The 20,355-nt window shown below is 37.4% G+C and carries 31 protein-coding genes; 27 read left to right on the forward strand and 4 right to left on the reverse strand.

The features are described from left to right. Positions 1–29 precede the first annotated feature (29 nt). From COCH_RS04355 to COCH_RS04365, 3 genes are read right to left on the reverse strand one after another with little or no spacing between them, the layout of a single operon-like run. On the reverse strand, positions 30–287 hold the full coding sequence (locus COCH_RS04355; protein ID WP_015782098.1) for a hypothetical protein: 258 nt from the start codon (positions 285–287) through the stop codon (positions 30–32). Positions 288–318: 31 nt separating this feature from the next. Next, positions 319–876: a hypothetical protein gene (locus tag COCH_RS11930; RefSeq protein ID WP_015782099.1), complete on the reverse strand. Its 558-nt coding sequence runs from the start codon at positions 874–876 to the stop codon at positions 319–321. A gap of 15 nt (positions 877–891) precedes the next feature. Continuing rightward, a complete protein-coding gene (locus COCH_RS04365; protein ID WP_015782100.1) occupies positions 892–1,626 on the reverse strand; it encodes an XRE family transcriptional regulator in 735 nt (244 codons plus the stop codon). Between the two features lie 30 nt (positions 1,627–1,656). Between COCH_RS04365 and COCH_RS04370 the strand changes: the two genes are divergently transcribed. Then, entirely contained in the window at positions 1,657–1,971 is a 315-nt protein-coding gene (locus tag COCH_RS04370; RefSeq protein WP_015782101.1) for a hypothetical protein, read from the forward strand. Here COCH_RS04370 and COCH_RS04375 read toward each other — a convergent pair. Further along, a complete protein-coding gene (locus COCH_RS04375; RefSeq protein ID WP_015782102.1) occupies positions 1,955–2,347 on the reverse strand; it encodes a hypothetical protein in 393 nt (130 codons plus the stop codon). The genes COCH_RS04370 and COCH_RS04375 overlap by 17 nt on opposite strands. A 214-nt stretch (positions 2,348–2,561) precedes the next feature. Here COCH_RS04375 and COCH_RS04380 point away from each other — a divergent pair, with 214 nt between their 5' ends. The 26 genes from COCH_RS04380 to COCH_RS04515 all read left to right on the forward strand — a co-directional run bounded on the left by COCH_RS04380 (position 2,562) and on the right by COCH_RS04515 (position 20,352). Beyond that, on the forward strand, positions 2,562–2,744 hold the full coding sequence (locus COCH_RS04380; RefSeq protein WP_223375701.1) for a hypothetical protein: 183 nt from the start codon (positions 2,562–2,564) through the stop codon (positions 2,742–2,744). A gap of 3 nt (positions 2,745–2,747) precedes the next feature. Continuing rightward, positions 2,748–3,095, forward strand: coding sequence for a MerR family transcriptional regulator (locus COCH_RS04385; protein ID WP_015782104.1), 348 nt, complete (start codon positions 2,748–2,750; stop codon positions 3,093–3,095). Positions 3,096–3,151: 56 nt separating this feature from the next. After that, positions 3,152–3,658, forward strand: coding sequence for a hypothetical protein (locus COCH_RS04390; RefSeq protein ID WP_015782105.1), 507 nt, complete (start codon positions 3,152–3,154; stop codon positions 3,656–3,658). Between the two features lie 12 nt (positions 3,659–3,670). Then, positions 3,671–3,970: a hypothetical protein gene (locus tag COCH_RS04395; protein WP_015782106.1), complete on the forward strand. Its 300-nt coding sequence runs from the start codon at positions 3,671–3,673 to the stop codon at positions 3,968–3,970. A gap of 110 nt (positions 3,971–4,080) precedes the next feature. Then, positions 4,081–5,025 (forward strand): ATP-binding protein, encoded by a 945-nt coding sequence (locus COCH_RS04400; protein WP_015782107.1) that lies wholly within the window; start codon positions 4,081–4,083, stop codon positions 5,023–5,025. Then, on the forward strand, positions 5,012–5,749 hold the full coding sequence (locus COCH_RS04405) for a hypothetical protein (protein ID WP_015782108.1): 738 nt from the start codon (positions 5,012–5,014) through the stop codon (positions 5,747–5,749). The genes COCH_RS04400 and COCH_RS04405 overlap by 14 nt, the downstream gene beginning before the upstream one ends. 209 nt (positions 5,750–5,958) lie before the next feature. Next, positions 5,959–6,414, forward strand: a complete 456-nt coding sequence (locus COCH_RS04410) for a DUF3127 domain-containing protein (protein WP_015782109.1) — start codon at positions 5,959–5,961, stop codon at positions 6,412–6,414. A 226-nt stretch (positions 6,415–6,640) separates the two neighbouring features. Further along, positions 6,641–7,024: a hypothetical protein gene (locus COCH_RS04415; RefSeq protein WP_015782110.1), complete on the forward strand. Its 384-nt coding sequence runs from the start codon at positions 6,641–6,643 to the stop codon at positions 7,022–7,024. 21 nt (positions 7,025–7,045) lie between these two features. Further along, complete coding sequence (locus COCH_RS04420; RefSeq protein WP_015782111.1) at positions 7,046–7,819, forward strand: phage antirepressor Ant; 774 nt, start codon at positions 7,046–7,048, stop codon at positions 7,817–7,819. 140 nt (positions 7,820–7,959) lie between these two features. Beyond that, complete coding sequence (locus COCH_RS04425) at positions 7,960–10,221, forward strand: DNA methyltransferase (protein WP_015782112.1); 2,262 nt, start codon at positions 7,960–7,962, stop codon at positions 10,219–10,221. Positions 10,222–10,293: 72 nt separating this feature from the next. Continuing rightward, complete coding sequence (locus tag COCH_RS04430; RefSeq protein ID WP_015782113.1) at positions 10,294–11,190, forward strand: DUF6291 domain-containing protein; 897 nt, start codon at positions 10,294–10,296, stop codon at positions 11,188–11,190. Then, the gene (locus tag COCH_RS04435; RefSeq protein ID WP_223375733.1) at positions 11,114–11,950 is read left to right on the forward strand and encodes a hypothetical protein; all 837 of its coding nucleotides are present in this window, start codon (positions 11,114–11,116) and stop codon (positions 11,948–11,950) included. The genes COCH_RS04430 and COCH_RS04435 overlap by 77 nt, the downstream gene beginning before the upstream one ends. Beyond that, positions 11,947–13,116, forward strand: coding sequence for a DNA cytosine methyltransferase (locus tag COCH_RS04440; protein WP_015782115.1), 1,170 nt, complete (start codon positions 11,947–11,949; stop codon positions 13,114–13,116). Before COCH_RS04435 ends, COCH_RS04440 begins: the two co-directional genes overlap by 4 nt. Next, positions 13,113–13,430, forward strand: a complete 318-nt coding sequence (locus COCH_RS04445) for a hypothetical protein (protein WP_015782116.1) — start codon at positions 13,113–13,115, stop codon at positions 13,428–13,430. The genes COCH_RS04440 and COCH_RS04445 overlap by 4 nt, the downstream gene beginning before the upstream one ends. Then, positions 13,427–13,825: a YopX family protein gene (locus COCH_RS04455; RefSeq protein ID WP_015782117.1), complete on the forward strand. Its 399-nt coding sequence runs from the start codon at positions 13,427–13,429 to the stop codon at positions 13,823–13,825. Before COCH_RS04445 ends, COCH_RS04455 begins: the two co-directional genes overlap by 4 nt. Positions 13,826–13,828: 3 nt before the next feature. Next, positions 13,829–14,341: a MazG-like family protein gene (locus COCH_RS04460; RefSeq protein ID WP_015782118.1), complete on the forward strand. Its 513-nt coding sequence runs from the start codon at positions 13,829–13,831 to the stop codon at positions 14,339–14,341. Continuing rightward, positions 14,334–14,807, forward strand: coding sequence for a hypothetical protein (locus tag COCH_RS04465; RefSeq protein ID WP_015782119.1), 474 nt, complete (start codon positions 14,334–14,336; stop codon positions 14,805–14,807). Before COCH_RS04460 ends, COCH_RS04465 begins: the two co-directional genes overlap by 8 nt. Before the next feature lie 424 nt (positions 14,808–15,231). Beyond that, positions 15,232–15,726 carry a hypothetical protein gene (locus tag COCH_RS04475; protein ID WP_015782121.1) on the forward strand — a complete coding sequence of 165 codons (495 nt, stop codon included), beginning with the start codon at positions 15,232–15,234 and terminating at the stop codon, positions 15,724–15,726. Between the two features lie 39 nt (positions 15,727–15,765). Next, entirely contained in the window at positions 15,766–16,128 is a 363-nt protein-coding gene (locus tag COCH_RS04480) for a hypothetical protein (protein ID WP_015782122.1), read from the forward strand. A 138-nt stretch (positions 16,129–16,266) separates the two neighbouring features. Further along, positions 16,267–16,581, forward strand: coding sequence for a hypothetical protein (locus COCH_RS04485; RefSeq protein ID WP_143713219.1), 315 nt, complete (start codon positions 16,267–16,269; stop codon positions 16,579–16,581). A 2-nt stretch (positions 16,582–16,583) separates the two neighbouring features. Beyond that, positions 16,584–16,784, forward strand: a complete 201-nt coding sequence (locus COCH_RS04490) for a hypothetical protein (RefSeq protein ID WP_015782124.1) — start codon at positions 16,584–16,586, stop codon at positions 16,782–16,784. Positions 16,785–16,994: 210 nt separating this feature from the next. Then, the gene (locus tag COCH_RS04495) at positions 16,995–17,351 is read left to right on the forward strand and encodes a VRR-NUC domain-containing protein (RefSeq protein ID WP_041546688.1); all 357 of its coding nucleotides are present in this window, start codon (positions 16,995–16,997) and stop codon (positions 17,349–17,351) included. Positions 17,352–17,386: 35 nt separating this feature from the next. Continuing rightward, positions 17,387–17,980 (forward strand): hypothetical protein, encoded by a 594-nt coding sequence (locus COCH_RS04500; RefSeq protein WP_015782126.1) that lies wholly within the window; start codon positions 17,387–17,389, stop codon positions 17,978–17,980. 13 nt (positions 17,981–17,993) lie between these two features. Then, on the forward strand, positions 17,994–18,440 hold the full coding sequence (locus COCH_RS04505) for a hypothetical protein (RefSeq protein WP_015782127.1): 447 nt from the start codon (positions 17,994–17,996) through the stop codon (positions 18,438–18,440). A 2-nt stretch (positions 18,441–18,442) separates the two neighbouring features. Further along, on the forward strand, positions 18,443–19,795 hold the full coding sequence (locus COCH_RS04510) for a phage terminase large subunit (RefSeq protein WP_015782128.1): 1,353 nt from the start codon (positions 18,443–18,445) through the stop codon (positions 19,793–19,795). Beyond that, positions 19,792–20,352, forward strand: a complete 561-nt coding sequence (locus COCH_RS04515; RefSeq protein WP_015782129.1) for a hypothetical protein — start codon at positions 19,792–19,794, stop codon at positions 20,350–20,352. Before COCH_RS04510 ends, COCH_RS04515 begins: the two co-directional genes overlap by 4 nt. Positions 20,353–20,355: the final 3 nt, after the last annotated feature.

Here is a 20,355-nt window from a genome sequence, read left to right on the forward strand (position 1 = left end):
GGCTCTTTTTTGTTATTATTCTACATATTCTAATCAAGGCATTTACTGCAATGTTTCCTATCTACATATACTATTTCTTCTTTAAAATCGCTGTTAAGTTTTTTATAATAACAGCCTCCGCGCGGTCCTGTATAGAGTGTATATCCATTATATTTTCCGCAAATCCACTCTTGCTCAGATTGACTTTTCTTTTTCCACTCTTTATAAGCGCCATCATTATTATCTTTGGTACAAGTGAAGAATGCTACTGATATAGTAGCAATTGCTAATAGAGATATTTTTTTCATTAGTGTCTATTTTGATATATTAATATTCTAATTAATCTACTATCATCATTATTGCTATGATAATTTGTGTAATAAGGTATGTCCAACCAATAACTTTATATATAGTTCCTTTGGTTTTATAGTATTTCAAGTGTACATAATCGGCAGGGACATAGCCTGTTATTACGGTTCTCTTTTTATAGTGTGTTACCCTCACACCCGAATTAAATCGACGGTCAGCTTTTCCTACACCTATAGTTTCTGTGCCATATACCTCCATTTGTTGTTTTTTTGTGTACTCGACACCCCTTAACAAGGTGTAAAGAGAACCTAAAAAAGGCAACGTACAAAGAAGCAAGTAGGCAACAATTCTCAATATGAGATTGTCAGCAAAAGCCATTGATAGAAAACTATAAGAGGTGTTATCAGTATTTTGGGGTTCGCACGGTTGTGTGATTGTTTGTATAACAGATGGCGACTGTGCCACTCTTACAGGTGAGGAATGAGCGTCACCATATAGTTTATTGCTAATCACACGACCACCGTCACGCCCTACCTGATTGACAGATGAGCGGACAAAGCCCTTAAAGAGATTGTTTAAGAAACTCATAATATTTAAATTTAACTAACTAATTATTTTACTTGCAATTATCACCTTGAACAGACGAGTGATATATTGTTTTGGTATATCTTGGTCGGGATAGTTGTCTTTATCGGGATTTTCAGACACAAGACGAAAACATTTCTTGTTTCGAGACTCAGTAATGCGCTTGATGAGGCGATAGCCATTAGATGTTACGATAGCGTATATTTCGCCGAGAGGAAACCAAGATAAATCTACTTCTTTGACGGCTACTATATCACCGTGATTTATCATATTTTCCATTGAGCGACCGGTGGCGTTAATCCAAAAATCGCAATTATTAGCAGGAGGGTAGTTAATGTAATAATCGGGTTTGATGTTTTCAAACTCTACCACACCCATAAAACCGTTGGTAAAATCGACATTGTAATAAGGCACGCCTTTTTCACTGTAATTGATTACTTCATTGGCGATTATTGGCACTGATGATGTTATTGTTTTTTCAGGGGTGTTTTCACCCTTTATCATAGTTTCTTTTCCTGTGAGCAACCAAATGGGATTAATATCGGGGAACTTATTAGTTATAAGTTTTAATATTTCAGAGCTCACTTTATTTCTCCCCGAACGTATATGTGTTATTTTTGCTTCTGAAAGACCGTCAATTTCTTGTGCAAGTTTGTATCCTGAATATCCTTTATACTTCATTACTTCAATGAAGCGTTGATTAATTTCAGGAATTTCACTTAACTTTTGTTGTGTATCTGAATTATCCTTCATATCTTTGCAAAAATTTAAAGATTAAACGTTATGAGTGATATTATTATTATCCTGTTGTTGCTTGTGATTGTATGGCTCTTATTGTGCCATAAAACCAATTCAAAAGTTATTATAGACCAGCGCCAAATATACGCTTCTGATGATGAGTTAGAGCAATATGTTGAGAAATTAGAGGTGTTTTTACACTACATTTTGAGCCGAAATAAAGATGAATACAACGTTTATAGAGAGGCTTTGGATTATATACAACGCAGGCGTGGCGTTATCTTAGCAAAAGAAAAGAAACAAGCTCTAAGCGTACTCATAAAGCAACACAAGGAGATGTTGGCTAAAAAAGGGAACTAATAGTGCTGAATATCTTTATAGTGGTATCCACGGGGAGGTTGTAATCGGACAGCGTCCCCTTTATTTTTTGTAACACAGTTTCACGTTCTTGCCAAAACGCCTCAAACCCTCCTTTATTTAAATCATCGTCCCATTCATCAGAATTATATTGTAAACAGTATCCATAATCTACACTATATTTTGCTACTTCAAAACGATAATTGTACCGTTTATTGGTACACAGGTATTCAAAAATAGCTTCTACTTTAAGACGTTGCCAATTAGGCAAATACTTTTCTTGCAAATCACTTGCAAAAATCTCTTCATCAGCTTTCTTTAACGCTTTTAGAACCTCATCAATATCTTTTCCCTTGAATATATTTAGTTCTGTTGTCATATTTTTTCAAAATCTCTTCAAAAAAAATTACACTGAAAATCAATTACTTATAAAATACTTTACATTTTTATAGTAAAAAGCTGCTTAAAAATTTGCATACTTAACAAATGTGTTGTATCTTTGCCCTGTGAAAATAAAAGTAAAAGCGTTTAGCGATTTTTACTTGGCAAAAGTACAAAATAAAATGAAACTAACAAAAGAAGCGAGAAAAAAAATGCTTGATAAAACAATCGCAAGAGCATTGGAAGATAAGTTAAATGTGAGTTATTGGACGTTGGTAAAGTGGCGTTCAGCGGATAAAACACCTCTATATCATCGTTCAGAAGCAATAAGAGATAAGGTGATAGAGGTACTCAAAATGACAGAAGAAGAAGCATTTACTGAAAATGAAGAATAAGATATGTTAAGTAGAGTAGAAAGATTAAACGATGATATTAACGCACTATTCGCAAGTGAGCGTGAGGAGTTGTGGGCAATGCAAGGTGTAGTGCCTAACACGGTGGACTTAATGGCAATGGCGATTGAACGTTATGAGGACAGCAAGCGTGCTAAGAGATTGCTACGTGTTCCTGAGGTGGCTGAGTACTTAGGGGTATCGGATTATATTGTGCGTACGTGGCTAACAAGTGGGGTATTGAAGAACGAGAACCTTGCAGGAGGGCAGTCGCTTATAAGCGTAAAACAGTTGGAAGACTTGAAGGAGAAAGACCCCAACAAAATACTAAGAAAGATGAAGAGAAACAAATAAAGCGACACTTCACAGCGTCGCCTTATAAAATTATTAATAATAATAATCTTTAAACGATGGCAAAATTACAACAAATGAATGAGATGACCAAACAAAATAGCCAAATTCTTCTAATTGACGGCTATGTAACAATGAATGGCAAGCGCTATGATGAGTGCGTGCCATTTGAAAGAGAGGCGTTTAATGAGGCGCTCGGACAAGAACTACACCCAGATACTGCGAGGGTGAGTGATATAACCTTCAATAAGATTATTGAGCAATTGCAATCAGACCCCAACGGCAACAATGAGCAATGGGGGTTGTGCTACAAAGACAACTATTACGATTTTATCCTGTACGCTGACGCAAGAGGTACTTATAGCGAGAGTAGCAGAAGAGTAAATGGTGAATGGTTACCTATTGAGTTTACAGATGAACAATGGGCAGAAATTGAAGGCTTATTAGATGTTGAAGGGCAAGTGCAAGAGATGTTAGCAGAAAGGCGATATAGAGAGGAGATAGCAGAAGAAGAGCGAATGCCTGAGCTTGCCGATTACAACGGTTATGGTTTCTTAACAGTTTAAAATCTTACAGCAATGAAAAAACAAGTAACAATATTAGAAGTAGGTAAATGCTACCGAGTGAAGTATGAGAATATTAGTTGGTGCATAAGAATTTACGAAAAGATAGTCATTACTGAAAATCTTACACTATTGTCAGCCATAGAGGTAGGTTATACTTCTATTAATATGAGAAGTTACATATCTGCTAATATCTATCAACAAAATGAAAATAGCAAGTATGAAGTGCAAGAGATTAGCAATAGTGAATTTATGCACGAGTTTCGCTCCAAGCGTAATGAGATAAACAAACTGATTAGAAAAATCTCCAATTAATTCATACACGTAGAAAAGTGCCGTGTTTCCTTAAATCTGTACATAATTCATCACGACAACGCACGGCACTTTCTTTAAGAACAATAATTAACAATTAAATATACAGAAGAATGAGTTTAATAAAAAAAGCAAATGAGCTTACAATTCAGACTAAAATTAAAGCCCTTATATATGGGCAGGCTGGTACAGGGAAGACTACCCTTGCGCTATCATCACCAAAGCCGCTACTTTTTGACTTCGACAACGGCGTACACCGTGTGAACTTCGCACACTTGCAAGATGTGGACACTGTACAGATACGCTCTTATCAGGACTTCTTGGACGTGCTTGCGAATGAAAATCTAACTCCTTATGAAACCTTTGTTATTGATACAGGAGGAAAGATGTTAGACTTTATGGGCGAGTATATCATTAAGAATAACCCCAAAATGGGAAAAGCAAATGGTATGCTAACACTACAAGGCTTTGGAGAACGTAAGATGATGTTTTCAGCACTTGTAAAACGTATTAGCATAATGAACAAGCACGTGGTATTCGTCGCTCATAGGGAAACAAAAACAGAAGGCGACGACACTCGCTACATTCCTCAATTCGGAGGCACAAACTATGACAACCTTGTGACAGAGTTAGACCTTGTAGGGTATGTAGAAGCGCAAGGTCGTGAGCGTACTATCACATTTGACCCCACTTCACGCAATGACGGCAAGAACTCGTGCAATTTGCCTCCGCTCTTTAAGATACCTACCATTATTGATGAGCAGGGCAACCCTACCGCACCTAACGACTTCTTCACAACGCACGTAATTGAGGCGTATAATGCGAGATTAGAACAACACCGCAAGGCTAATGAGGCATACCAAAAGCTCATTAAAGAGATTGACGACAATATAGCGGTTATCACAGATATAGACAGCCTCAACGAAACTGCTCAACGAATACAGGAGTGGCAACATATCGGCAACTCTAAGATAGTAGCGGGGCGCAAACTCAATGAGAAAGCGGCGACTTTGAATGCAAAATTCAACAAAGAAAGCAAGCAGTATGAAGCAGTATAATATATATCCTACGTTGTTGGATAGTTTTACCAACTATCTTAATTCATCAGTAATCTATCAGCAATTTTGGGGCTCATCTGAAGCCCCAACGCTGACAGAGGAAGAGTACGAGCGTCAAGCATTTCAAGAACTCATTAACCGCATTAATAGAGTGCCTTTTGAGAGTGAAGCTGCTGACAAGGGTACAGCGTTCAATGAGATTATAGACTGCATAGTTGAGGGGCGCAAGAGTACTAAGATAGATATTCACAGCGAGGGCGAGGTTATAACAGCGACAATCAATGGCAGGATATTCGTGTTTTCAAAGGAACTTGCTAAGAGCATTGCAACGCCTTTGAAAGAGGAAAACGCACTTACTCAATATCGAGTTGAGGGTACTATTAGCACTCAATATGGTGAAGTCTTTTTGTATGGATATTTAGACTACTTGCTACCATTCAAGGTGGTAGATTTAAAGACAACAGGCAAATACAATGCTTTCAAGTACCGCAACAATTGGCAACACATTGTATATCCTTACTGCTTGAACCAGCAAGGTGTTGAGATAAGTAATTTTGAATATTTAGTCACCGATTTTAAGAGTGTGTATAAAGAGACTTACGCTTATATGCCTAAGTTAGATATGCCACGATTAAATGAGGTATGCGAGCGGTTTATTGAGTTTTTGGAGAGCAACCGAGAACTAATTACTGACAAGAAGATTTTTAATGAAAAAACTGCATAAAAGTAGAAGTTTTTATAAACACGAATGAGTAAAACCAGCAGTCGTGAGGTTTTCGCACCTAAGCTTTTCAAGAAATAGTAAGTAGACTGCTACCTCTTATAGATGTGGGAGAGAACCCCTTAAATAAAATAAAATTTAAAGGTTTTTCTAAAATAGAGAACGGCACAGGTTTTTGGCTTATAAAAACAGTAATTTAATTTAAAAACACTATGGAAATACAAGGACAAATTAAAGTAATATTTGCTACTGAAACAGTAGGACAAAATGGCTTTCAAAAGCGTGATTTGGTTATCACCACCGATGGGCAATATCCACAAGATATTATCATTCAATTTACACAAGGCAATTGCGCATTGTTGGACACCTTACAAGTAGGGCAGAGGGTAAAAGTACACTTTAACCTGCAAGGGCGGGAATGGACAAGCCCGCAAGGTGAGGTGAAATACTTCAATACAGTATTAGGGTGGAAAATTGAACTCATTCAAACCACGAATGTAGCGCAATCTCAATACCAACAATCTCCCCAAGGTTACGCACAAGCACCACAGGGATATACACCCCCAGCGCACCCTCCACAACAAGGGCAACCGCAATACCAGCAGGCGCAAATTTTTAACAATATGGGGCAAGCACCCGCACAAGAAGATGACGGAATGCCTTTTTAAGGAAAAACAAAAAGCAAGTATCAAAAGGGATAGTAGCAGGTTCGAGTCCTGCCTTGCTTTCAAAGATAATAACAATGAAAAATATACAATTAATAACGATAATAGTATGCTTGTTTTTAGACTTTTCCCTAATCATTGGTAAAGACTACATTAGAGCAACGCACGCAATGGTAATAGCAATATTCCTATTGTTAATATTGAAAGATAATGAAAATGACAACGAATAATGGAAGCACTAAAAAAAGAAGCAAAAGATATTCAGAGTTATTTAGAAATTGAATGTTCTGATAGCCCTGAGGAAATGGTAGAGCGCATTAAAACGCTATCTGTTTATTTAGCACGTAGTGGAGAAATGCTTGCAAAGGCAAAGTACCTCTACAACCAACGTACAACGCTGGAAATTACAAAAACTATCATTGCCATAGCAAAGGAGCAATATCTATCGGCAACAGCTCAAAATGCCTTAGTTAAAGGTATAGCTCAAGATGAACAATTTCTTGTAGATTGGGTGGAGCGTATCAACCGCTCTTGTACTCATCAGATAGAAGCCCTTAGAAGTCTTTTGAGTTATGAGAAAGAGAATTTAAGGATAACAAAAACAGGGTATTAAGAAAGTAAAAAATATTTAACTATGTATGAAATAACAAACACAAACTATCAGCCTATGCAAGAGTTGATTAAAATCACCGAAAAAAATGGCAATAAAGCAGTATCAGCAAGAGAATTACACAAATTCTTAGAAATTACTGAAAGATTTAGTAATTGGTTTGAAAGAATGTTGCAGTATGGGTTTGTTGAAAACCACGATTTTACAAGTGTTAAAAGTTTTACGCTTGTGAATAATGGTGCGCAAAGAGAGTTAGAAGACTACGCCCTCACTCTTGATTGTGCAAAAGAGATTTCAATGCTACAACGCTCTGAAAGGGGCAAAATGGCACGCCAATATTTTATTGAGTGTGAAAAGCAACTAAGAGCAAAAGAACAAGCACACCAACAAATTCCTCAATCATTTTCAGAAGCATTGCGATTAGCAGCTGAACAAGCCGAGAGGATAGAAGCCCAACAAAAGCAACTGCAAGCGCAAGCGCCTAAGGTATTATTTGCAGACACAGTAATAGGCTCTCAATCTTCCTGCCTTATTGGTGAACTTGCTAAACTCATCACTCAAAAAGGCTATGAGATAGGAGAAAAGAGGCTTTTCAAGTGGTTACGAGAAAATCACTACTTAGGCACACGAGGCGAGTACTATAACATTCCTAACCAACAATACATTGAGCAAGGACTTTTTGAATTAAAGAAAGGCACACGCTCAGGAAGCGGCGGGGTAATGCACACTACTATTACTCCAAAAGTAACAGGCAAAGGGCAAGTTTATTTTGTTAATAAGTTCCTTAAAACAATATAAAAGAATTGTAATTTTTCCATTGTGCACCCCGATAGGCAAGCACTCACGTTCGAGCCGTGAGCGGGGGCTATAAAAACCGATTTGAAAGGAGATTGAGTGCGCATAAATCTTTTTTTAAATCTCTAATTTCAAATCAAAAAATGAATGAGTATCAAGAGTTTTTAAAATCAAAGGAACGAAAAGTAGCCGAAGCGGGTTTTGAACTTCCTGATGAAGAATTAAACCCTAACCTATTCAACTTTCAGCGTTACATCGTGAGCAAAGCACTAAGAATGGGGCGGTATGCCATATTCGCCGATTGCGGACTTGGAAAGACCTTAATGCAATTGGAATGGGCACACCAAGTAAGTAAGCACACACAGAAGCCAGTGCTAATACTTTGCCCTCTGGCGGTAGCCTATCAAACCATATCAGAGGGGCAAAAGTTCGGTATTAAGGTAGAAAAGTATCACGACAACGAACCATTACAAGGCGTGTACATCAGCAATTACGAGCAGTTGGATAATATCAATACTGCTCAATTCGTAGGGGTAGTGCTTGATGAGAGTTCAATATTAAAGAACTTCACCGGAAAGTATAAGAATGCCTTAATTAAGGCTTTCAAAAACACTCCTTACAAATTGTGTTGTACGGCAACTCCAAGCCCTAATGACTTGAATGAGATAGGCAACCACTCCGAGTTTCTTAATGTATTAGATGCTCAGGATATGCGGGCTAAGTGGTTCGTGCGTGATGAGGGAATGAACAACTACCGCCTTAAAGGACACGCCACTAATGACTTCTATGGGTGGATTAGTTCGTGGGCAACTATGCTTACAAAACCCTCAGATATAGGATTTAGCGCTGAGGGCTATGAGTTGCCAAAACTAAACTACATCGAAAAGGAAATACAGACACAGAAGCGTGATAATGGTATGCTTTTCAACCCTTACTCGGTAAGTGCTACCGAGTTCCAAAAGGAATTACGCAACACACTTGACCAACGCATTGAAGCGGTAGCCGAGATTGTGAATAATTCCGATGAGGCATTTATTGTTTGGGTAAATCAAAATGAAGAGGAAAAGAAAGTACTTGAACTCATACCCGATGCGGTAGCGGTGAATGGTAGCGAAAAAACAGAGGTCAAAGAAAAGAAACTACTCGGATTTGCTAATGGTGAATTTAGGGTATTGGTAACCAAGAAGAAAATAGCCCAGTTCGGTATGAATTTTCAGAATTGCCATAATCAAATATTCGCAAGCCTTGACTTCTCATTCGAGGGCACATACCAAGCCGTAAGGAGGTCTTATCGCTTTGGACAAACAAAAGAAGTAAACATCTATTTCATAACCACTGACACAATGGAAAATGTAAAACAAACAAGAGAACGCAAAGAACAACAATTTAAGGAAATGCAGGACCAGATGAATAAATTCATAAACGGTAACGCTTTCGGACTACTCAATTCGTATGAGTTTAAAGAAGTGAAAACGCCTAATTATTGGCTGATGAAAGGCGACAGTTGCATTGAGATTAAACGCATTCCTGATAACTCAGTAGATTTAATCATATTCAGCCCCCCGTTTAGTTCGTTATTCACCTACTCTAACTACATTCACGATATGGGGAATAATGAAAGCCACGAAGATTTCTTTAAGCAATACACATTCCTTTTACACGATTTGTATAGAATATTGAAGCCTGGCAGGCTAATGGTTTGCCACACCAAAGATTTGGCGGTATATAAGAATTCAAGCGGTTATACCGGACTATACGACTTCACGGGAGACCACCATAGAGCCGTTGAGGCGGTAGGATTTAAATATCACTCTAAGGTGAATATCTGGACCGACCCAGTTTTGGAAATGCAACGTACCAAAACGCAACGACTTCTATACAAGCAACTGCGTAAGGATAGTAGTTACACGGGGGTAGGGCTACCTGAATATTGCACTATATTTCGCAAGTGGGAAGGAAATGAGGAAGATTGGACACCAATTAACAACAAGAATAAAGAGAATTTTCCATTAGATGTTTGGCAACATTGGGCATCGCCTACTTGGAATGTAGAGAAGGGAGATATTGACCATCTACACGAAGTAATGGAAGATTACAAAGTAAATACGTGGTTTGATATTAAGCGTACTGATGTACTCAACGGAAAGAAAGAGGCTACTGATTTAGGCGATGAAAAGCACATTGCACCGTTGCAATTATCAGTTATCAAGCGTTGTGTGCAGATGTGGAGCAATAAGGGAGAAACTGTATTTACACCATTCTTAGGAATAGGAAGTGAGATATACGAGGCAGTTACATTAGAACGCTACGGTATAGGCATAGAACTCAAAGATAAGTATTTTGAAACCGCCGTTAAGAATATTAATATGGTAACCGAGAAGCAACGACAATTAACGTTATTCTAATAACTCATTCATTTTTCACCTCCTTGCTTGTCGAGGGTGAGGGGGTGTTTTTAAGAATAAAATACCTACACTATGGAACGAGATACATTTGTGTTTTACAAGGATTGGTTGAATGTTATTCGGGATTTGCCAAGTGAGGTTCAGTTGGAAGTTTATCAGGCTATTGCGGAATATGCCATATACGGTAACTTGATTGAACTAAAACCACTTGCAAAAGTAGCATTCGGATTTGTAAAGCAAACAATTGATAGGGATACACAAAAGTATATATCAATTAAAGAAAAGAGAAAAGAGGCAGGAGTAAAAGGAGGTAGGCCGCTGAAAAACAAAGACTTAGAAGAAAGCAAAGAAAAGCAAAAAAACCAATTGGTTTTTGAAAAAAGCAAAAAAAGCAAAAGCCCCCTTAATGTTAATGTAAATGTAAATGATAATGTTAATGATATTTCTTTTTTAGAAAAAAAGAAACAAAAAAGCGTGTGTGTCAATTTTGGAGAGAAAGAAAAAAAAGAAGAGGCTTTAAACGCTGAAAAAGAAACCTCCCCCCAAGTTGCGCCCGCCCCCCCTCCTTTCAATTTCAAAAAAGCAATGCTTGCGGAAGGTTTTGCCTCCGAACTTGTAGATGAGTGGTTAAAAATACGGAAGGCAAAAAAAGCCATAAACAGCGAAATTGCCTTTAAAACATTCATTGAGCAAGTGAAAAAAACAGGGCAAGACAAGAACGCTATCCTTGAAAGGGTAGTACAGAAGCAATGGAGAGGCTTTGAGGCGAGTTGGCTACAAGCAGACCAAATACCTCAACAGACCAATAATAATCAAATAATCTTAGATGAAAATGGAAAAATCATTACAAATGAACAACAGCAACAATCTACAAGCGATAAACAACGGTTTTATGCCGGTCGCCAAACAGCCGATAACATTAGAAATAATATGCAAGGCTGGGGAGCTCACACCTTTGGCAATAGCTAAGAAAGGGCACGAATACCCACGACTTAGAGACCTTGACCGCGAAGTAATTGCCCCAACATTCGGAATGGTATTCACTCGCATTGCTACTCTTGTAGGGCTTAAGGGAGAAATCGACCCTTTACAAAAGCAGGAAATTTGGAACGCTGTTTTTAGCCGTTTTTCAGGACTTTCTTTTCAGGAGATATACAAAGCCTTTCAGATGGACAGAAGCGGGGAATTTGGTGACGTAACCGACCACTATCAGTTTTTTGACGTGTCATACGTCTGCAAGGTTTTGGGAAGATATCGTCAGTGGTTGCAAGACACCCAGCGAGCGCATAATATTAACATTTCACAATTACCCGAAAAACAAAATACGATGACAGAGGAAGAAACAGAAGCCTCATCGCTAAGTTGGCTTATCAATCATTTTGAGGAATATAAGGAAACAAAGAAGTTGCCAATAATATCCGTGCCTATATACGACGCACTCTATCAGCGAGGTATATTACAACCTTACTTCGCTACACTTACAGAGAAGGACAAGCAATTAATGCGAGCGGAAACTGAGAAGCGACTTCGACAAGAGCAGACGAAGGCTAAGGATAAGAAGGAATTTAGTGCTATTAAGGCACTGTTAGAACAATATCAGAAGGGAATAAGCGACCCTGAGGGTAAACTGAGGAGCTTTAAGAAGGAAGATACTTTGAAATTCTTCTACGACTACCTCATTACGCAGGGCAAGGAGCTTTCAGAATTATTAACACCTAAAAAACAATGAAACTCATAGACCTATTCAGCGGTATTGGTGGCTTTTCGCTCGGATTTCAGCGAGCAGGCTACCATTTTACCGAGCATTATTTCAGCGAAATAGATAAACACGCAATCGCAAACTATAAAAACAATTTTCCAAATGCAAAATACATCGGAGATATTACCACTCTTCACGGAGGAGACTTTACAGGAATTGACATTATCACTTTCGGTTCGCCTTGCCAAGATTTCAGCCTTGCTGGGAAACGTGCCGGACTCGCAGGCGCAAAAAGTAGCCTTATCCAATACGCAATTGCCCTCATTGCTAACGTCAGACCAAGTATTTTTATCTGGGAGAACGTTAAAGGAGCTTTCAGCTCCAATGCTGGCGCAGACTTTTGGGCAATTCTCCAAGCCTTTACCCACATTGGGGGTTATAGACTTGAATGGCAATTGCTTAATACACGCTGGGTATTACCCCAAAATCGAGAGCGGATATATCTTATCGGACATCTTGCAGGACGAAGTGAGTGCGGAGTATTTCCTATCACAGAAGATGATAGACTGTTTAAACGGGAGACAAGGAAAGAAAATGGGGAATTTCCAAGTATAAAAACTTCACCTGCACGAACAATAACATCACGTTATCACAAAATGGGGAGCAATGATACTTACATACAAGTAGGTACTTACCGCACTCACAACGACGGTAAGGGATTTAGAGAAGTAAAAAGCAATATTGCCCCTACTATCCCCGCAAGAGCAAGGGAAGATGGCAGTGGTATGCCCGTAATACAACTTAATCCATCTAAGGAATCCAACGGCAGGCAACCCTATCAGCAAAATAGAGTTTTTGACGAAAAAGGAATAAGTCCCGCTCTAACAAGACACAATTCTGACTTTATTATAAAGCAACGTTCACGAGGAAAAAACAAAGGTGCAGACCTTAAAGTCTGCCCTACAATATCGAGCAACTCCTTTCAAGAAAATAACCTACTGGGAGGCATTAGAAGACTTACCGAAATAGAATGCGAACGCCTGCAAGGATTTCCTGACAATTGGACACAATACGGCGACTACAACGGCATAATAAAACCAATAGCCAAAACACAACGCTACAAGCTTATTGGTAATGCCGTAACAGTGGACATAGTAGAATTGATAGCAAAACGATTAAAATTTACAAAACAATGAAAAAACAATTATCACAAGAACGAGAAGCAGTAGAATTATTCGAGTACGCTGCACGTAATCTCATCAAGGAGTTTTGCGACAAGCAAGACCTACAATTTGAATTCGACAATTACGATGTAGGTATAGGAATTATATGCCTATCGGATTACGTCTTTAACATCGAGGATATATACTTCGATATGAAGCACGATAAACCCAAAGATAAAATACTGCAATGGTACGACTATCTGCTAACACACGAGTCCAACATCAATTACCGCTCCTACTGTATGGGAATGAGAGAAGAATTAATAACTAAAAATATCAACAAATGAGAACAATAAAATTTAGAGGATTTACGGACTGCTTAGTTCAAGATAAATGGGTTTATGGCTTTTTAAGTGAAGAAAATAAAATAAGGAAAACAACAAGCCTTATTGACTATGAAGTAGATAAAGCATCTATTGGACAGTTTACAGGACTGTATGACAAAAACGGCACTGAAATCTATGAGGGCGACATTCTTGCCCACGATTATGGAGATTACAGCCTTATTGTGTACCGAGAGGAATGTATGGCATTCTGTCGTGTCGATGCCAAAGATGTAGGCAACATTAATGGGTATTTCAACCTTTCTGAACACGCTTGGCGTTCGTGTTTGCAACGTGCAGAAGTTATTGGAAACCAATATGAAAACCCCGAATTGTTAAATTATAAAGAAGAAGATTAAACAATGAAAACAATCCAAGAACTCATTCCACTTATCCAAGAGTGGGCAAAAGAAAGAAAAATCTACGAAGAGCTAACCCCCTTTGATGAACTCCTGAAAACCCACGAGGAAGTCGGCGAACTTATCAAAGCGTGTTATGACAATGACCGCATAGGCATACGCGATGCCATAGGCGATGTAATGGTTACCCTTATTAACTATTGTAATTTAATAGGTGAAGATTTTGTTAATCTTTATGAAATATCATTGAAACAAACAAAATGCGTCACAACTAAAACTATATCAGCAGTTAATGCTAATTCTTACGTTGCTAAAATGATAACTGATGAGATTGTAAGTTTTTGCAAAAACGGAATAACCTACACTTTTTATAACATATCAGACGTGCTTAACGAATTGCGCCTTGTAACTGAATTAGAAGGCACAACCTTAGAAGCCTGTCTGAACCTCGCTTACAACGAAATCAAAAACAGAAAAGGCAAAATTATTAACGGTAAATTTATCAAAGATGAATAATAACAACTACCCTACTTGGCTCGTCACATCAGAGATAGCCAAAGAACTTAAAGAAATAGGATTTGATTGCCCTTGTTCTTTCTTTTATAAGAAGAATAATAATAATGATTTCTCCTTATGTTTAAATACAATAGATGATGAAATAAATATAGGAGGAGTAGATTATAAGAATACGACTTATATTTATTCATACCTAATTGATGAATTGAACAACAATAAGAGAGATTTATACGTATCTGCCCCCACTTGGGACGACACCCTCGCTTGGTTCAGAGCGAAAGGCTACAAGATTACCTTCAAGGATATTAACATTGGTACGCAATGCGCATTCTACCACTTGGATATTAAGGAGGGGCACACGTTTAGCTATTTTGCGAAGAAGTACGAGAAAGCACGAGAAGGGCTGGTGATGAAGCTAATTGAAGTACATAAGGAATTTGGCAATAACATTAAACGATTTGATTAATGAAGAACAGGAATAACAAAGTATTATTGTGTATAATAGCGCCGATAATAATATTCGTGCTACTGTATCTGATGTTCGCTTTTATTTCAGCAGAATTTGATTTCAGAGAATGGGGGAGCACTCCAAGAGGTGGACTAATTTTAATTTGGCTACCATTAATTACGTTAGTAATAGGCATAATAATAGATACAGATTAACAACAAAAACGAGAGGCAAAGACATTTTTTAGTTCTTTGTCTTTTTTTTGCAAAAAAATATTATACGTAAAATGCTGATTATATAACAGTTATACGCTTTTGTTACAGATATAACAAAATAAATGTAAAAAAGTACGCAAAAAAGTTGTACAATCAAAAAAGTTGCCGTATCTTTGTCGTGTAAAATTAAAACAAGAACAATTATTAACATTAAAAACTCAAAGAAAATGAAAGTTACAATTAAAGACATCTACAACGAAGCTTCTTACATCAACCCAAACGTATCAACTATCAGCTCAATAGGTGATTTCGTAGAAGAAAGTAGTCGTCAAGCAGCAGCTTACAGCAGAAGAAAGTTAATTGATTATGTATCTAATGATTCTTTGGCATTCAAAATCTTAACAAGCAATCTTAAAGATTTTTTCACTGAAAAACAAATGTGGGTAATAGCTTACGAATTACAGAAGAATGCTGAATACGTTGCTAAGTTACAAGCAGAATTAGAAGTAAGAGAAAGAAGAGCAGAAGCCAAAGCAGAAGCAAGTAAAGCAAAATTGAACGCTAACAAAGAAGCAAGCCAAGAAGTATTAGATTTTGTGAAATCAAGCAAAAAACTTTTGAAAGATTATTACGCTTTTGTAAAGAAAAACAAAAAGTATTCTAAAGAGTACTACTCTAAGAAGTTCACCTTAGAGAGTGCGACCGAATTTGTAAACTTGTAAAATTAACATTAATATTAACAATTAAACATTAGAAAAAAAATGACAACAACAGACAAAACATTAGGCTTACAAGAATGGGTGAACGACAACAACTTCACCACTGAAACAATTAGCGATGAGGCAATAATAGACTTCATCAAGCGTAATTACAGATACTACAATTATGTAGATAGTATCGAAGAAGCAGAACAGCTGTACAACGACTCTATTGATGACCGTGATGAGTGGTTAGAGTTAAGAGCGTTAGATACACCCGAACGAATCGAAACGTTCGTCGTTAAAGGTGAAGAGTTTGAGGGGTATGCTCGATATGATGAGACCTATACAGTAGAGATTGTAGGCATAGCAGACCGTCAAGGCGGTGAAGAGCAGTTTTATATGATTGATATTTCTCATCGTTAATACAAAGAAAAAGCCCCTAATGTAGTGTTAGGGGCTTACTTGTAAAATTAAAACAATTCTAACGATTTAAACACCCTTAGAAATGAGGGTGCAAAAATACAAAATAATATGGACAAAAACAAACTTTTTGAATTTAAAATGCCAAAGTTTTTATTGGCATTACAGCCAGAGCCTGAGCATTTGCCTAATAAATTTCACTTTATCTACTCACCCCTCTACTTATCTCTGATATTGGTAATTAGAGAGCGTACACAGCAGATAGTTCTTAACAGAGAATTAAAGGATAAGCCTCAGAAGTTATATGTATTCAATGAATATGAGAAGTTTAAACTCATAATAATTCAGAATAACGTAAAGATAACAGGAGGGGAATTAGCCCCTGCTATTTCTGAAACACAATTCTTAGATGAAGCGTGGGAATGGTATAATACTAATATGATAACACAAGAATAATTATGACACCACACGACAAAGTAATATACATCATTCAGCAATTGGAGATATCCGATAGCAAGGTAGCACGTGCGATAGGCAAAAGCAAGTCGACTACCACACACAAGAGAATGAACCTAAGAGGGGCAAAATTCAGTGAAGAAGAATTTACAAATCTTCGTGATTTCTACCTCGAAAAACTCAAAAAAATAGAAATGTTATAAATATAACAAAATATTTTTCACCAACAAGACGGGCATTTGCTCGTCTTTTTTGTTTTTGAGCGTTTTGATATTCAAACGTTTGAATTTTTGCAAGTATTTTTGTTTAGCTTTAAATACAAATAAGTATCTGATTACCAAATAATTATATCAAAAAATATTAGGAATTGTTTAATATGTTTTATACCTTTGCACTACGAAATTTGAATGATTATGAAACTTCAAGAAAGCACCTTACAAACCGCTTGCGTGCGTTGGTTCAGACACCAATATCCGAACCTCGTTATATACGCCGTCCCTAATGGTGGTAGTCGCAATGTGCGTGAAGCGCAGCGTCTCAAAACAGAGGGGGTATTAGCGGGGGTAGCAGACTTAGTTGTGTTACTTCCACAAGGGAAGAGCCTGTATATTGAGATGAAAGTAAAAGGAAATCGCCAAACTGACAACCAAAAAGAGTTTCAGAAGAAAGCAATAGCATTAGGGCATACTTACGCTGTATGCTACTCGTTTGAGGAGTTTCAACAAGTTATTGAAAATCAAATACAGAAACAGCAAAATACAATAATTTAAGAAAATTATATACAAAAAACACTGTTAAATTATATATGCTTAAACCGATACGACAAAATAGAAAATCAAAATCAATACTTGCTGATAAGTTTGTTACTGAAAACTCAAACTTTAAAGCAGGTAGTATTGTTTTGTCAAATCAAACTGTTTTTTTTCAAGCAATAAATAAAATTAATCAAATAGCAGGCATTCCTAACGATAATGAAGATTACAGAATTGTCACACGAAAGAATATTAACTCGTTTGATTTTATTTTATTATTACTTCATAAGAACAAAATAACAGACCTAACCATCGCATTTTATCGCATTGGCAAAAAAGTTATTCAGGAATTAAAGAATTTGAAAGACAATAAACTCATCACTAATATAACACTATTAGTTAATGACGGATTTCCTAAACTGTGCCCTGATGCATATAACCTAATGAAACAATATGAGAGCAACACTTTCAAAATCAAAATAGAGAACAACCACACTAAGATAATTTGCGTAAGAACGCAAGATGAAAAATACTATGTAATTGAAGGTAGTGGCAACCTATCCAATAACTCACGAATTGAACAATATTCATTCACTCAAAACAAAAGCCTTTATGAATTCCACACGGAGTGGATTAATAACATTTAAACAAAAATACAATATGAAAACAGAGAACAAAAACAATAAAATAAAAAGACTTAATGGCAAATTATTCTCATCAGAATACCAGCCTCCTGAAAAGTGGACAGAAGAAAGAGCACTACAATTAGGTAGTGAACTTATTGAATGGCTAAAAGAGAAGGATAGTGAAGGTAATGATAAGGGGAATATATTCTATGAAGAATTTTTGATAATTGAAAAAGACTTGTATCCAGAAATAGTAACATATTTAAGGAGTAAATTCCCTTCGTTTTTCAAGTTATTAGAAAAAGCAAACAAAATTCAGGAACTTAAATTGCAAAAATTCGGCACAGCAGACCGATTGAATGCCGCAATGACCAAATTCGTGCTAATTAACAAGCATAATTGGTGTGAAAAACAGGAAATCACAGGAAAAGATGGTAAAGACTTTAACAATTTCCAAGTAACAGGGATAATTATTAAGTAGCAATGAAGAATGTGGTACTTGAATTTAACAGCAACGGAAATGACAAGCAAAAGGAATGCGGCAGAGCGTGGGCTAATGATGATATTGACGAGGTGCTATATGGTGGCGCAAAAGGCGGTGGCAAATCATTCATAGGTTGCTCATTGATATTAGCCGACGCTCTAATGTATGCAGGTACACAGTATTTCATTGCCCGCAAGCAATTGAATGATTTGAGGCGGTTTACTATACCGAGTATTCACGAGGTACTCAACGGCTGGGGCATACCACAAGAAGCGTGGAAGTACAACGGGCAGGATAATTACTTTGAATTGTATAACAGCTCACGAGTATTGCTATTAGATTGTAAGTATTTACCAAGCGACCCACAATACCAACGGTTAGGGTCAATGCAATTTACCCGTGGGTGGATAGAAGAGGGCGGAGAGTTCGATTATGATAGTTATTCTAACTTGAAAATATCAATAGGGAGATGGAAAAATAGAGAATATAATTTGAAGGGCAAATTACTGATAACCGCCAACCCTTCCAAGAATTTTCTATATAAGGAATTTTACACCCCCTACAAGGAGGGTACACTCAACAAGAGAAGGGCATTCATTCAGGCTCTGCCATATGATAATAAGATGTTACCCAAGGAATACATTCAGAACTTGGAGAATACCCTAAGAGGCGCAGAGAAACAACGACTACTCAATGGGCTATGGGAATACGACGATGACCCGAATTCATTGTGTGATTACGATAAGATATTAGCGATATTCAATAACGACCAATTACCCAAGGAAAGCACGACGTACCTAACAGCCGATATTGCCCGCTTTGGCTCTGACTTATGCGTTATAGGTGTATGGCAAGGCTGGGAGTTGATAGAAGTATATACACTGGCAACTTCGGCAACTACCGAGATACAAGCACTCATCAACACGCTACGAATGAAGTATAATATACCCAAGGGTAATTGTATTGCCGATGAGGACGGTGTAGGAGGTGGAGTGGTAGACAACACGGGTATTGTAGGCTTTAAGAATAATAGCACACCGTTCGAAGAGAATGGGCAACCTACCAATTATAAGAATTTACAGACGCAATGCTTGTACAAGTTAGCAGAGCGCATTAATAGTAATGGTATATACATTAGTGCTGAGGTATCAGAGCGCACCAAGGAGATGATAATTGAGGAAATCGAACAAATCAAAAGTGACAATAAAGATGGGCAAAGGTTATCAGTAATTAACAAAGATACGGTGAAGCAAGCCATAGGGAGAAGCCCTGACTACCGAGATATGTTACTAATGCGTGAGTACTTTGACTTGAAACCTAAGCGAATTTTTAAACCAATATTCAGAAGATGACACTTTACGAATTTCTACAATTGTCCGAAGAAAAGCAGAAAGAACTTTTGCCTGCTTTGAAAATATTAAAGCCAATACCAAACTATACACGTAGGCGTTGGTTTAAGAAGCGCACGCGCGGAGTGAAAGAGAGCATTACCGAATTGACATTTGGCGAGGTGAATAGTATCAAGAGGCAAACGATGAGCTTAGATAGTATTGATAAATTAGACGTGGTGCGAATGGTATACAAAGAGGAGCCTTTGCGAATGAATGTATTTCGCTTTTATGGCTGTTTGCGATTTCTCACCTTGGAGGCAGAAAGGGTAATGAGAATGGAACAAGAGCATTGGAATACCGAACCTACCGAACACGACATTAAACTACAACAAGCAGGAGTTAAAGAATTAGAACAGTTCGGAGATTTGCCGATGATTGATAGCCTTGCCGGTGGTGATATTCTTAGATACAACGACATTGAGGAACTCAATTACTTGGAAGTGCATTATATCTTGTGGTATAGGGCAACACAAGCGAATATACAGAATAGATTTCAGAAGTTAATAATAAATAAGTAAGAT

It is taken from the genome of Capnocytophaga ochracea DSM 7271 (genome assembly GCF_000023285.1).
Taxonomy (GTDB): domain Bacteria; phylum Bacteroidota; class Bacteroidia; order Flavobacteriales; family Flavobacteriaceae; genus Capnocytophaga; species Capnocytophaga ochracea.